Below are 13,214 nucleotides of genomic sequence, written 5' to 3' on the forward strand. Positions count from 1 at the left end.
GGTTCCCGGTTGGCAAGGACAGTACGTCTTCAGCCTTCGAAAGGAACTGCGCATGCTGTTTTCCCCTCTCACCCTCGGCGAACTTGAACTCCCCAACCGGCTGGTCATGGCGCCCCTGACGCGGCTCCGCGCAGGTGAGGAAGGCGTCCCCGGCCCGCTCGTCGTCGAGCATTACCGCCAGCGCGCGTCCCTTGGCCTCATCGTCAGCGAAGGAACGTTCCCCACGCCCGCCGGCCGATCCTACGCCGGCCAGCCGGGCATCGTCACCGAAGAACAGGTTGCCGGCTGGAAGAAGGTCACCGACGCCGTTCACGCCGAAGGAGGCCGCATGTTCGCGCAGATCATGCACGGCGGCCGCGTCTCGCACCCGGACATTACCGGCGGACTCGCGCTGGTGGCTCCCAGTGCCGTCGCCATCGAAGGCGAAGTCCGCACGCCCCTTGGCAAGCAGCCCTACCCGGTGCCGCATGCGCTCACCACGGATGAGCTGCCCATGGTGATCCAGGAGTTCGTGAACGCGTCGCTCAACGCCATCGAGGCCGGCTTCGACGGCATCGAACTGCACTCGGCCAACGGCTACCTGCTGCACGAATTCCTGGCGCCCAACTCCAATGTTCGCGACGACAGCTACGGCGGCTCGCCCGAGAACCGTGCCCGGTTCGTCATCGAAACCGTGAACGCCGTGGTGACCGCCGTTGGCGCCAACCGCGTGGGCATCCGCATCTCCCCCGAGCACAACGTGCAGGGCATCGCTGAAACTGATGCCGCCGACGTTCGTGCCACGTATGAGGTGCTCGTGGACAGCATCGCACCGCTCAACCTTGCCTACCTGAGCATCCTGCACCACGAGCCGTCCGGGGAACTGGTCCAGGATCTCCGTGCCCGCTTCGGCGGGACCTTCCTGGTGAACACCGGATTCGGCGTGATCACCACCCGGGATGAGGCCGCGTCCCTGGTGGCAGACGGTCTCGCCGACGCCGTGGTGGTGGGCCGCCCCGCCATCGCCAACCCGGACCTTGCCCGCCGCTGGAAGGAAAGCCTCCCGCTGAACGAGCCGGACCCGTCCACGTTCTACGCCGACGGTGCTCAGGGATACACGGACTACCCCGCCTACCAGAACTAGAACAAGGCTTAACGACGACGGCGGCACCCGGCTTTGGGTGCCGCCGTTGCTGGCTGCGCGGTGTGCTGTCCCGGCAGCTGGCGCCGAAGGCCATCCGACGGCCTCCGGATCACACTGTTAATTTGGCCCGCCGGGCCCTCAGGGATGCCGACGGTGATCAGATGCTACTCCATCGAATGGACTTTTGCTAGGCCTGATTTTTCGGCAAGCGCATGCCGCTAAAGCACGGCCTCCCGGCCGGTTCCTTCCCTCATCACCAGCCGGCCGTCCTCGATCGAAACCAGCACGCTTTTAGGCTTGCCGGTGACCTTTGTGATCGCCTTAAGCCCCCGGTTGGTCACCTCAACGCCCACCTGCGCGCCCTTCGCCGGCAGCTCCACGGACACCTCGTTGGCAATGCCCAGAATCGGGTTGGTGGACACACCGAGGTCCCGCCGAGCTTGTTTGCCGTTGACCGTCACGGTGATGTTGGCCTCCTCGAACCCCTCCTGAAAGACGATAAGCAGTTCCCGCATGGTGGCCTCTTCCTCGAGCATTGGGCGCTTGTGACGGCACCTCCACTACAGCACTTTGCGGGCGGTAGCGGAATACCTTTGCGGGCCGTGCCGGTAAGGCTGCTGCTGAATCGGCAGTGGAGCCGGGCAAGCCCGTAAGGCAAGATGTTCTGGTGACTCAACTGCCGCAGGCCCCGTCCGCTCCCTCCCCGTCCACGAAACCGGACGATGCCATCTACTCGCAGATAGCCGCAGAGCTGGGTGTCAAGGCCTGGCAGGTGAAGGCGGCTGTTGAACTGCTCGACGGCGGATCCACAGTGCCGTTCATCGCCCGCTACCGCAAGGAGGCCACGGGGACGCTCGACGATACCCAGCTCCGCGAGCTCGACGAACGGCTCCGCTACCTCCGCGAACTTGCCGACCGCCGTCGTTCGGTGCTCGACGCGATCGAAGCGCAGGGCCAGCTGACTCCCGAGCTGGCGAAGGCCATCCTCGCCGCGGACACGAAGTCCAGGCTTGAAGACATTTACCTGCCGTTCAAGTCCAAGCGGCGGACGAAGGCACAAATTGCGCGGGAAGCCGGCCTGGAGCCCCTGGCGGATGCCCTGCTCAAGCGGCCGGACCTGGACCCGGAACGCGAGGCCGCCAAGTACCTCAACTCCGGGCACGCCATCGCCGACGCGGCTGCGGCCCTCGCCGGGGCACGCGCGATCCTTGTTGAGAGGGTGGCCCAGGACCCTGACCTCGCGGCCACCCTGCGCGAGCGGCTGTGGACGCAGGGCCGCATGGTGTCCCGCGTGAAGAAGGGGAAGGAAGTCGAGGGCCAGAAGTTCGCCGACTACTTCGAGTTCGCCCAGGCGCCCGCCGGGATGCCTTCCCACCGCGTCCTTGCATTGCTCCGCGGCGAGAAGGACGGCGTCCTTGAGCTGGACCTTGCCGAGGCGGATCCAGCGGACGACGACGGCCTGGCCGCCGCGCGCTCGCGGTACGAGGCCGCGGTGGCCAGGTGCCTCGGGGTCACCGACCGTGGCCGTCCCGCCGACGCGTGGCTGGTCCAGGCTGCGCAGGTGGCGTGGCGGTCCCGGGTGCTGTCCCGGCTGACCGCGGATCTCCGCGGCAAAATGTTCGCTGCCGCCGAGGACGAGGCCGTCCGGGTCTTCGCTGCCAACCTGCGCGACGTGCTGCTGGCCGCCCCGGCGGGGAACCGGGCCACGCTCGGGCTGGACCCGGGACTGCGCACCGGCGTCAAAGTGGCTGTGGTGGACGGCACCGGCAAGGTGGTGGCCACCGACACCGTCTACCCGCATGCGCCCGCCCGGAAGTGGGACGAAGCATTGGCAACCCTGGTGCGGCTGGCGCGGCAGCACGCCGTCGAACTTATCGCCATTGGCAACGGCACGGCGTCGCGGGAGACGGACAAACTCGCGGCGGAGCTGATCAAGCGGCTGCCGGAAGTGGACCGGAAGCCGCAGAAGCTGGTGGTGTCCGAAGCGGGTGCGTCTGTCTATTCGGCCTCGGCCCTGGCCGCTGCTGAGCTGCCGGGGATGGACGTGTCCCTTCGCGGAGCGGTCTCCATTGCCCGCCGTCTCCAGGACCCGCTCGCCGAGCTGGTGAAAATCGACCCGAAGTCCATCGGTGTGGGCCAGTACCAGCATGACGTGACGGCCTCGAAACTGGACCGCAGCCTGGACGCCGTGGTGGAGGACTGCGTGAACGCCGTCGGCGTGGACGTCAACACCGCCTCGCCCGCGCTGCTCAGCCGCGTGGCCGGCGTCGGGCCCTTGCTGAGCGAAAACATTGTGGCCTACCGGAACGAGCACGGCCCCTTCGCCAAGCGCACGGACCTGAAAAAGGTGCCGCGGCTCGGTGCCAAGGCGTTCGAGCAGTGCGCCGGCTTCCTCCGGATCACCGGGGGAGCGGAGCCGCTGGACGCATCCAGTGTGCATCCGGAGTCCTACGCAGTGGCGCGTAAGATCCGGGCTGCCGCCGGTTCCGCGCCGGCCTCCTCCCTGGACCCGCGCGACTTCGTGGACGATACGTTCGGCCTGCCCACGGTGCAGGACATTCTGTCCGAGCTGGACAAGCCCGGCCGGGACCCGCGTCCCGCGTTTGCGGCCGCGACATTCTCCGAGGGAATCGAGAAGATCTCAGACCTCAAGCCCGGAATGGTGCTGGAAGGAACGGTGACCAATGTTGCTGCGTTCGGCGCGTTCGTGGATGTGGGCGTCCACCAGGATGGCCTGGTCCACGTCTCGGCGATGGCCAACCGCTTTGTTTCCGATCCGCGGGAAGTGGTTAAGTCCGGCCAGGTGGTGCGGGTGAAGGTGCTGGAGGCGGATCCTGACCGGAAGCGGATTTCGCTGACCCTGAGGCTCGACGACGAACCCTCCGTTGGAGGGGCGGGCTCGGGGCGCGCCGGCAACAGTTCACGAACCCAGGGACGCGGCAGGGAGAAGGGCGGAAATCCCGCACGGAATGTGCCATCGCCGGCCCGCTCGTCCGCGGCCCCGGCGCCTGTTAGGAAGGATGCCCCTGTCAACACGGCCATGGCTGAGGCGCTGCGGAAGGCCGGCCTGGACAAGTAGCCGCTTCCTTGACGGTCAGGCGAGGGCAGTGGTCGGTTGACGTGGGAAGACACGTCCGGAGCGGCTCGGCCTCGGCCGACTTTCGGCGGCAGGGGGTTTCTGCAAAGGTTGTTTCATGACTTATTTCCTGGAGTACACGATTCCCGCCGCGCCCGACGAAGCCGAGTTTGAGTTTCCCTATGATGAGATCAACCCCGGGACCACTATTCCGTTGTCGGAGACCGATGCGGAGGTGGTGCACGCCCCGGAACTCCCGGCCAGGACCGGCATCGTCGCTGCCACCGTTCCCGAAGCGAAGCTTGAGGCTGAGCAGCTGATCCTGCACAGCCGGGCTTCTGAAGGTTCCCTCTACTTTGACCCGTCCAATTCCCTGCAGGCCGGAGTTGGAACGCTCGTTGCCACGTTCAGCGAAGGCCGGGGCTGGCAGGACGCCTAAGTGCCCGTAGGCTGGCCGGGGCTCCCCACCAGCCTTGGCCGTCCGAACTGGGTCCGCACGCCAGGCGAAAACAGGACAGATTCAGGCGGCCCGCTCACCCTGATACCCGCTGAAGCAATCAGTTCATCCTTCACATGGTGCAGCGTGGCAGAGCACAGCGGCCATGGCTCGTGGGTGTTGGGAATGTAGATGCTCCGTCCCCCGAATACGCCGTGCATGCCAAACCTTGCCGTCAGAAAGACCGATAACGGGTCGTCGACGGCGGCCCCGGGCTGGGGTACGACGGCGAAACTGCTCCGTGCCCCTTGCCCGAAGCGCCTGACAGAAAAGCCGGGGGCGTCATTGCCCGGCGAGTCCGGCTCCGCCTGCGAATACCGGATCCGCGACCACACGTAGGGAATTCCCGCTGCCCGGGCCGCCAAAACCACTGGCAGCCGGTCCGCGTCCAAGCTCAGGAAGACCACGCCCCGAGTTCCGTCGGGTTCCCGCGAGTAGAGGCGCACATTGACTTCATTGAAGCTGCCCAGATACGGGATCCGTGGGCCGCGTCCAAATCCGGCGTTCTTCATGCGGAAACCGATAAGCCCCACCCACGAACTGCCGTCGAAGACGTCCGGCTGCACTCCAGGGGGCATGAATCGGGCAGCTACGTTTTCCGGGAGGCGCCAGTGAAGGAAGATGGCGTCGGCCCACCGCTGGTCCATGATGCGGGGCAGTGGAAGCTCAGGCGGGGTGGGCCAGAGGCCGGCGGCGGTTGGATGGGTGTCCACGTGCGAAGCCTACCGGAGGCGGCCGGCCGTTCACGCTGGCGCTTATTCGGCGGCGGCGCCCGCAGGATCGCGGGCCTCCCGGGACTCCTTCTGCCACGGCCAGCGCCCGGTGATTTCCAGCTCCAGCGAGAAACTGAGGAACGTCCGGATCAGAACGATGACGGCGAGAACGCCGACACTTTCGAAGGTTGGGGTGACGGCGACCGTGCGGATGATGTCGGCGGCCACCAGCAGTTCAAGGCCCAGGAGGATGGACCTGCCCAGCAGCTGCCGGTAAGAGCGGTACAGAGTCAGCTTTTCGGCGCCGGCGGGCAGTCTGCGGGGCTGGTGGCCGCGAAGCGCGAGGGGGATGGAGATGAGCGCCCCGACCACCATCACGGCCACCCCCGCAAAATCGACAAATTCGCCGACCGTTTCAATGATGTGCCGAAAATCCACGGTGTACGCCTTCCTATGTGCCCGAGGCCCAAGCTGCCAGCCTAAGCGCTGGCGCCGGTGTGCGGCCGCAATCTATGGGTGGCGTACCCCGTTGCCGGCGATGATGTCCCGGTAGCCCTCCCGGAAAGAGGGGAACGCGAATTCGAACCCTGTGCTGCGCAGCAGGTCGTTGCGGCAGCGCTTGTTGCCGCCTCGTGCGGGCCCGGCATCACCCACGGGCGGCTCCGCAAGCCCCAGCTCCGCGGCGAGGAAGCGCAGCACCGTCCCCAGATCGGCGGGGTCGTTGTCCACGCCGACGTAGACTGGGGCCGGTTCTGGAGGCACGGTGGCCAGGTGCACGGTGGCGGCAGCGGCGTCGTCGCGATGGATGCGGTTGGTGTACCTGGCATCTTCCGGAACCACGGCGGTGCCGCCCCGGACTTGGTCGATCAGGCGGGTGCGGCCAGGTCCGTAAATGCCGCCCAGCCGGAGGGACGTCGCCGTGGTAGCCGTTCCGCTGAATGCTGCCTGCAGCAGCTGCTCCGCTTCCAGCAGGACGCGGCCGGAAAACCCGCCGGGGCGGGGAGGCGTATTTTCATCCACCCAGCCGCCCCCGGCGTCGCCGTAAACCGCGGTGGAGGAAACGAAGAGCACCCGCTGCGGCCTCACGCCGTCGCGTTCCAGGGCATCAAGCACATGGGTGAGACCGTCCACATAGGCGGCCCGGTAGGCCTCTTCTGTTGGCGAGTCGGCAGCTACCGCTATGACGACGGCGGTGGTGTCCGCCGGGACGCGCGGCAGGCCGGGTGCGCTCAGGTCCGCCGCAACACCTTCGATGGCGGCCGGCAGTTTGGCGGGGGAACGGCGCCAGCCCACAACGCGGTGGCCAAGGGCGTGGAACCGCAGCCCGGCTTCGGTCCCCAGGTCACCGCAGCCGGCTAAAAGGATGGTCATTCTTTACGGCGCCTCAACCGGGAAGAACACGCGCGGGTCCTGGAGAAGGGCCGGGTAGGCAAAGGCGGTGCGGTCAATGATTTCAGTAACGGTGAAATTCCTGCCGAACCGGCCGTCCTCCAGCGTGATGGGCCGGCCCACCACCTGTCCCACCGCGAACTTCGCGCCGTGCTCGAACGGAACGGCCACCGGGGTTTTGCCCGGCAACGTCGAGAACGCTTCCTCCTGTGCGAGGCGCTTGCGGGTTGGCTTCTTGACCAGCTGCCTGGGCGGCGCCTTCCGGGGCTGCCGGGAAGGACGGCGGGATCCGTCGTCCAGGAAGACAGGGGAGTAGTCATCGTCGCCAAGAACCGCCGCCGCTGCGGCCGCGGAGCTCCGGCTCACCGGCGGAAGCGCCACCGTGTTCAGCGTCTGGGGGTCGACGTCGTGGTGCGGTGAACGGAGGATCCACAGAATGTCGCCCTCGGGCTCCTGCGGCAGGAACTCATGCTTGGGCTCCGGCCAGATGTAGTCCATCTCGGGGATGGCATCGGTGAACACTGAGCTGTAGAACTTCGGTTCCTTGCGCACCAGCTTGGAGCGGTGGCTGAGGTGGAAGTCAGCATCCCCAAGCCACGGCGGCATCGGAATCTTCGCCGCATAGTCCGGGTGGGCGGCCTGCGGTGCGAACTCGGTGATGTTCGCCCGGGTGTTGTCGGGGTGGCCGCGCTTGGTCCACTCATCCACCATTGCCAGGCCGTACATGGTGAGGGCCGGCACGTAGCCCATCCACATCCGGATGGCCGGGTGGGTCTGCCAGCCGTATCCCGGAAGCACCAGGGATCGAAGCGTCTGCAGCGCCTCGACGCGCTGCTTGCCCAGCCTGGCGGTGTCCAGGGCGGCGGCGCTCTGCCGGAAATCGGGGTACGGAAGGAAGGTTTGCATCTCTTCAGTCTGACGGCACCTGGCGGATGTGCCAATTGCAGTGCCACGGGCCACATGGGGAGGTCCTGGATGTTCACATCGTGGACGCATGCATACGCCGGGGGTCTCCAGGCACTAAGATCACCGCAACCACCCCAGCGTTTTGGAAGCTCACTCATGACATCAACAGTTGAAAAAACCACCGGAACCACTCCAGCCTTCGTGCCCCGCTACGGTCAGATGCTAAGTCCGGAAGCAAAGGGCATCCTGGTCCTCGACGAGTTCACCATCGATCCTGCCGCAGCGCGCAAAGAGCAGCACCGCTTCCGCGACGGTATGGCTGCGGTCGCCCGGACCATGCGCCGGATTGCCGCCCTCCGCGTGGTGATCGCGATTGTAGCCATCGGGAACCTGCCGCTGTTCCTGCTCTCCAGCGGCTGGTGGATCTACGCCGTGTCGCTCACCCTCGTGGTGGCCGTACACGCGGCTGTTTCGTGGCTGAACCGCCACGAGCCGCGGCTCAAGCAGCGCTCCGCCCTGGAGCTGCACATGCACCGCGAACGCAGCGCCAACTACCGCAAGGTGCGCGACGCCGTGAAATACATGATCGACACCCCTGCGCGCATGAACGAGCACCTCTACCTGGAACTGCTCGCCGCAAAGCGCGTCGCCCTCAACCTGGCCCACGGCACCGTCGCCCTGCTGGACACCAGCGACGACTCCGCCTGGAAGGTACGGATCGTGCGGGAGCTGCCGGCCGCCAGCTGACCTGCCAGGCGGTGCCTGTAAGAATTAAAGAACGACGCCGGCACGTCCCTTATGGGGGCGTGCCGGCGTCGTTTTTTGGTCAACGGAATTTGTCTATCGCCGACCTGTCTGGGGTGCCCCTGGGGGCTGGCGCCTCGCCGTGACTGGCCCCGCGGCGACAAGCCGCAGAGCCCATGCAGCCACTACGCGGGGAGCTGGAGGACCTGCCCCTCGAATACGAGGTTGGGATCAGAAATGGTGTCCGTGTTGGCGTCGGCAAGGTGCTGCCAGCCGCCCTCGACGCCAAGCTTCTGGGCCACGATGCTGAGGGTGTCGCCGGCCTGCAGTGTGTAGGTCTCGCCGCTGAGGGCCACTGTTGTGGCATGCTTTGCCACCGGCGCCTGGGCCACGGGCGCGCTTTGGACCGGAGCGGTTTGCGCGGCCTGGACCGGAGCGCTCTGGACAGGCGTTGCCTGGACTGCCCCGGTGGCGCCGCCGCTCAGGCCCAGCTGTGCGGCGCAGGACGGCCAGGCGCCCCAGCCCTGCGAGGCCTGGACCTGCTCGGCTACGGCGATCTGCTGCTCGCGGCTCGCGTCCGCGGCTGAACCGGTGCCTCCGTAGGCAGCCCAGGTGGTGGGGCTGAACTGCAGGCCGCCGGAGTAGCCGTTTCCGGTGTTGGTGGCCCAGTTGCCGCCGCTCTCACACTGCGCCAAGGCGTCCCAGGTGGAGGTGCTGGTGGTGGCGTTGGCCGCCGTCGCCGAGAGCGCCAGGCCTGCCGCGGAGATGGCGGCTACAGTGGCCCCGCGGCGTGCGGCAGTACGGAATTTGGTGTTTTTCATGATGGTGATGCTCCTGAAGGCCACCTGCGCTGGTTCCGTCCCCGGAGATCATCGCGCCACTGCCCGCCCCTGACGAATAGAGGTCACTTTCGGTGTCTGCCTGCTGGGCAGTTGTGGTGGAGGCAGCACCGGGCATTCCTTGGCCCGCCAGCAGCGGGCATGCTTTTCACGCTAGGACATCACCGGGGCGTTATCAAATCGAGATTTTCCTGGGTGTTGGCTGGTGGTTGCCTGACCGAGCGCGGCGGCCAGGTAGGAAGCGGTGCGGCTGCGGGTGGAACGCGCGACGGCGGCAGGCGTCCCGGCCGCCATGATCTGCCCGCCCTTGTCCCCTCCTGACGGTCCAAGGTCGATCACCCAATCTGCCCCCGCCACCACTGCCATGTCGTGCTCGACCACCACCACCGAGTTTCCGGCATCCACCAGGCCGTGGAGCTGGGTCATCAGCAGCTGCACGTCGGCAGGATGCAGTCCGGTGGTCGGTTCATCGAGGAGGTAGAGGCTGTGGCCGCGCTGTGCCCGTTGCAGTTCGGTAGCGAGCTTGATGCGCTGCGCCTCGCCGCCGGAGAGCTCGGTGGCCGGCTGCCCCAGCCGCAAATAGCCGAGGCCCACGTCCCTCAGGCTTTTGAGGCTCCTCGCGGCAGCAGGGATGCCGGCCAGGAAATCGGAGGCGGCGTCCACCGTCATGGCCAGAACCTCGGCGACGTTCAGGCCGCGGTACAGCACCTCAAGCGTTTCGGGGTTGTAGCGGGACCCCGCGCACTCCGGGCACGGGCCGTAACTGCCGGGCAGGAAGAGCAGTTCGACGGCGACGAACCCCTCGCCCTGGCAGGTTTCGCAGCGCCCGCCAGCCACGTTGAAGGAGAACCTCCCGGCGCCGAAGCCGCGGGCCTTGGCCTGCTCCGTGGCGGCGAATTCCTTGCGGACGGCGTCGAAAAGCCCGGTGTAGGTGGCCAGGTTGGAACGCGGGGTCCGGCCGATGGGCTTCTGGTCCACAGTCACCAGGCGGTCAATGCGGTGGCCGCCCAGGACGCTTCCCAGCTCCAGGGGCTCCGCGGCCCCGCCCTGCTCCACCGGGGTCCTGAGCCCGGAGCCGACAGCCTCGCCCAGGACTTTGCCCACAAGAGTGGACTTGCCGGAGCCGGACACCCCGGTGACTGCCGTCAGCACGCCCAGCGGGAACTCGGCATCCAGCCCGCGCAGGTTGTGCCGGGTGATGTTCTTCAGCTCCAGCCATTCCTCCGGCTCCCTGGCCCCGCCCGAACTGGAACCGCCGTGCGGGACGGAGCCGCCGTCGTCGAACAGGAAAGGCCTGGTCACTGACGCCTCGATTGCGGCGAGGCCGTCAACCGGTCCGCTGTACAGCACCTCGCCGCCGCCTTCGCCGGCTCGCGGGCCCACGTCCACCAGCCAGTCGGCCCTGCGGACCACGTCCATGTTGTGTTCCACCACGAATACCGAGTTGCCGGACGATTTCAGCTGCTCCAGCACTTCCAGCAGCGGCTCCGCGTCGGCCGGATGAAGCCCGGCGGAGGGCTCATCCAGCACGTAGATCACACCGAACAGGCCCGACCGCAGCTGTGTGGCGATCCTGAGCCGCTGCATCTCGCCCGGCGACAGGGTGGGGGTGGCCCGGCCGAGCGCCAGGTAGCCGAGCCCGAGGTCCAGCAGGACCGTGATCCGCTGCAGCAGGTCCCGGGTGATGGCCACCGCTACCTCGTTCGACTCTCCGGAAAGCTGCCTGCGGGAGGCCGTGCCGGCGTCGTCCAGTCCAGCGGTGGGACGGACAACCTCGGCCAGCTCCACCATGGGGAGCCCGTTCAGTTCCGCGATGGTCCTGCCCGCAAACGTGACGGCCAGGGCCTCCGGCACCAGCCCCGTCCCGGAACAGCGGGGGCACGGCCCGGACTCCATGTAGGCCAGCACGCGGTCACGCATGGAGGCGCTTTGCGAATCGGCCAGCGTATGGAGGACATAGCTTCTGGCGCTCCAGAACCGCCCCTTGTAGGGCTTGGCCACGCGGTCCCTCTGCGGAGTCACCTCCACCACGGGCTGTTCCTCGGTGAAGAGGATCCAGTCACGGTGTTTTTTGGGCAGCTTGCGCCACGGCACGTCGACGTCGTAGCCCAGGTGGGTGAGGATGTCCCGCAGGTTCTTCCCCTGCCAGGCGCCCGGCCAGGCGGCGATGGCGCCGTCGCGGATGCTCAGGGACGGATCCGGGACCAGCGAGGACTCTGTCACGGTGTGCGCGACGCCCAGGCCGTGGCATTCCCGGCAGGCGCCGGCAGCGGTGTTGGGGGAGAAGGCATCCGAGTCCAGCTGCGTGCTGCCGGCGGGGTACGTGCCCGCCCGCGAGAACAGCATGCGCAGGGAGTTGGAGAGCGTGGTGACGGTTCCCACGGTGGACCGGCTGCTGGGAGCGCCGCGGCGCTGTTGAAGGGCGACGGCGGGCGGAAGCCCGCTGATCATCTCCACCTTGGGGTTGTGCCCCTGCTGGATCAGGCGGCGGGCGTACGGGGCGACGGACTCGAAGTAGCGCCGCTGGGCCTCGGCGTAGATGGTGCCGAACGCCAGCGAGGACTTGCCGGAGCCTGAGACGCCGGTGAACGCCACGATCGCGTCGCGTGGGACGTCCACGTCAACGTTCCGGAGATTGTTTTCCCGGGCTCCCCGGACCCGGACAAAACCGTCAGCGGAAGGGGAGGGAGCCGGGTACTGCAGGTCATCAGCGTGCTTAGCGTTCTGCATTGGTTCGACTCTAGTGGTGATTCCGGCGCTGGGCATTATCCTGACCCGATGGATAACTTTGCCGGCGGCACTGCCGTGCCCGAAACAGAACTGGACGCAGCAGAGCTTGAAGTCCCCGCCAGGATCCTTCCGGTGGCCGAGCTGCACCTTCACATCGAGGGAACCCTCCAGCCCGAGCTGATCTTCGCGCTCGCAGAGAGAAACGGCATCGCCCTGCCGTACGCAAGCCTGGACGAACTCCGGGAAAGGTACGAGTTCACGGACCTGCAGTCCTTCCTGGACCTGTACTACGCGAACATGGCGGTGCTGCAGACCGAACAGGACTTCGCCGACATGACCCGGGCCTACCTGGAGCGGGCTGCTGCTGCCGGAGTCCGGCACGCCGAAATCATGATGGACCCGCAGGCCCACCTCTCGCGCGGGATTTCCCTGCAGACCTGCGTCAACGGTGTGGCTTCCGTACTGGCAACGTCGCAGGAGGACTTCGGGATTTCCACCCTGCTGATCGCTGCGTTCCTGCGCGATCTGTCCGAGCACTCGGCACTGGAAGTGCTGGACAGCCTGCTGGCCATGAACGCACCCATTGCCGCCGTCGGCCTGGATTCCGCCGAGGTGGGCAATCCGCCGTCGAAATTCGAGCGGCTCTATGACAAGGCACGCGAGGCAGGCCTGCGGCTGACGGCGCACGCCGGCGAGGAGGGACCGCCGTCGTACATCATCGAAGCCCTGGACATCCTGGGCGTGGAACGCATTGACCACGGCATCCGCTGCATGGAGGATCCGGACCTGGTGGAGCGCCTGGTGGATGCGCGGATTCCGCTCACCGTCTGCCCGCTGTCCAACGTCCGGCTCCGGGCCGTGGATACCCTTGCCGAGCACCCGCTGCCCGCAATGCTCGCGGCCGGGCTGAACGTGTCCGTCAACTCGGACGATCCCGCGTACTTTGGCGGCTATGTGGACGACAACTTCGCCCAGCTGGGGGCGGTGTTTGAGCTGTCCGACTTCGACAAGGCCCGGCTGGCAGCGAACTCGATCCATTCGTCCTTCGCCTCCGAGGAACGGAAGGCGGAACTGCTGGAGGAACTGAACAGCGGCGAAGTGGCGGGCGCCTAACGTGTCCCAGGCAACAGCCGCTGGTGAATCCGGCTAATATAGGTGCCGCAGGCGTGTCTGGGAAGTGCAATGTCGCACCCATGTC

General features: G+C 67.0%; 12 protein-coding genes. 5 read left to right on the forward strand and 7 right to left on the reverse strand.

The features are described from left to right. Positions 1 to 52: 52 nt before the first annotated feature. Positions 53 to 1,123, forward strand: coding sequence for an alkene reductase (locus tag ACQ3DC_RS09730; RefSeq protein ID WP_430752099.1), 1,071 nt, complete (start codon positions 53 to 55; stop codon positions 1,121 to 1,123). Between the two features lie 218 nt (positions 1,124 to 1,341). On the opposite strand, the gene ACQ3DC_RS09735 is transcribed toward ACQ3DC_RS09730, so the two are convergent. Then, complete coding sequence (locus ACQ3DC_RS09735; RefSeq protein WP_157238978.1) at positions 1,342 to 1,659, reverse strand: hypothetical protein; 318 nt, start codon at positions 1,657 to 1,659, stop codon at positions 1,342 to 1,344. A gap of 131 nt (positions 1,660 to 1,790) precedes the next feature. Here ACQ3DC_RS09735 and ACQ3DC_RS09740 point away from each other — a divergent pair, with 131 nt between their 5' ends. Together ACQ3DC_RS09740 and ACQ3DC_RS09745 are read left to right on the forward strand one after the other, a co-directional pair. Then, the gene (locus ACQ3DC_RS09740) at positions 1,791 to 4,202 is read left to right on the forward strand and encodes a Tex family protein (RefSeq protein WP_430752100.1); all 2,412 of its coding nucleotides are present in this window, start codon (positions 1,791 to 1,793) and stop codon (positions 4,200 to 4,202) included. Between the two features lie 115 nt (positions 4,203 to 4,317). Continuing rightward, positions 4,318 to 4,638, forward strand: coding sequence for a hypothetical protein (locus tag ACQ3DC_RS09745; RefSeq protein ID WP_157238977.1), 321 nt, complete (start codon positions 4,318 to 4,320; stop codon positions 4,636 to 4,638). On the opposite strand, the gene ACQ3DC_RS09750 is transcribed toward ACQ3DC_RS09745, so the two are convergent. The 4 genes from ACQ3DC_RS09750 to ACQ3DC_RS09765 all read right to left on the reverse strand — a co-directional run bounded on the left by ACQ3DC_RS09750 (position 4,635) and on the right by ACQ3DC_RS09765 (position 7,703). Continuing rightward, the gene (locus ACQ3DC_RS09750) at positions 4,635 to 5,342 is read right to left on the reverse strand and encodes a YqjF family protein (RefSeq protein WP_430752175.1); all 708 of its coding nucleotides are present in this window, start codon (positions 5,340 to 5,342) and stop codon (positions 4,635 to 4,637) included. The two genes, ACQ3DC_RS09745 and ACQ3DC_RS09750, sit on opposite strands and share 4 nt — an antisense overlap. Positions 5,343 to 5,450: 108 nt before the next feature. After that, the gene (locus ACQ3DC_RS09755; RefSeq protein WP_323056443.1) at positions 5,451 to 5,846 is read right to left on the reverse strand and encodes a DUF1622 domain-containing protein; all 396 of its coding nucleotides are present in this window, start codon (positions 5,844 to 5,846) and stop codon (positions 5,451 to 5,453) included. Between the two features lie 72 nt (positions 5,847 to 5,918). Then, positions 5,919 to 6,779, reverse strand: a complete 861-nt coding sequence (locus ACQ3DC_RS09760) for an SDR family oxidoreductase (protein ID WP_430752101.1) — start codon at positions 6,777 to 6,779, stop codon at positions 5,919 to 5,921. A gap of 3 nt (positions 6,780 to 6,782) precedes the next feature. Further along, complete coding sequence (locus tag ACQ3DC_RS09765; RefSeq protein ID WP_430752102.1) at positions 6,783 to 7,703, reverse strand: MSMEG_6728 family protein; 921 nt, start codon at positions 7,701 to 7,703, stop codon at positions 6,783 to 6,785. Positions 7,704 to 7,859: 156 nt separating this feature from the next. Here ACQ3DC_RS09765 and ACQ3DC_RS09770 point away from each other — a divergent pair, with 156 nt between their 5' ends. Further along, positions 7,860 to 8,450, forward strand: a complete 591-nt coding sequence (locus ACQ3DC_RS09770) for a hypothetical protein (RefSeq protein ID WP_157238973.1) — start codon at positions 7,860 to 7,862, stop codon at positions 8,448 to 8,450. A 182-nt stretch (positions 8,451 to 8,632) separates the two neighbouring features. On the opposite strand, the gene ACQ3DC_RS09775 is transcribed toward ACQ3DC_RS09770, so the two are convergent. Both ACQ3DC_RS09775 and ACQ3DC_RS09780 read right to left on the reverse strand, forming a co-directional pair. After that, positions 8,633 to 9,268: a transglycosylase family protein gene (locus ACQ3DC_RS09775; protein WP_157238972.1), complete on the reverse strand. Its 636-nt coding sequence runs from the start codon at positions 9,266 to 9,268 to the stop codon at positions 8,633 to 8,635. A 171-nt stretch (positions 9,269 to 9,439) separates the two neighbouring features. After that, positions 9,440 to 12,016, reverse strand: a complete 2,577-nt coding sequence (locus ACQ3DC_RS09780; RefSeq protein ID WP_430752103.1) for an ABC transporter — start codon at positions 12,014 to 12,016, stop codon at positions 9,440 to 9,442. A 48-nt stretch (positions 12,017 to 12,064) separates the two neighbouring features. On the opposite strand from ACQ3DC_RS09780, the gene ACQ3DC_RS09785 reads away from it, so the two are divergent. Beyond that, positions 12,065 to 13,129 (forward strand): adenosine deaminase, encoded by a 1,065-nt coding sequence (locus ACQ3DC_RS09785; protein ID WP_430752104.1) that lies wholly within the window; start codon positions 12,065 to 12,067, stop codon positions 13,127 to 13,129. The last annotated feature ends 85 nt before the right edge of the window (positions 13,130 to 13,214 follow it).

The sequence above is a fragment of the Paenarthrobacter sp. NEAU-H11 genome (assembly GCF_050573415.1).
In the GTDB taxonomy this organism is placed as follows: Bacteria; Actinomycetota; Actinomycetes; order Actinomycetales; family Micrococcaceae; genus Arthrobacter.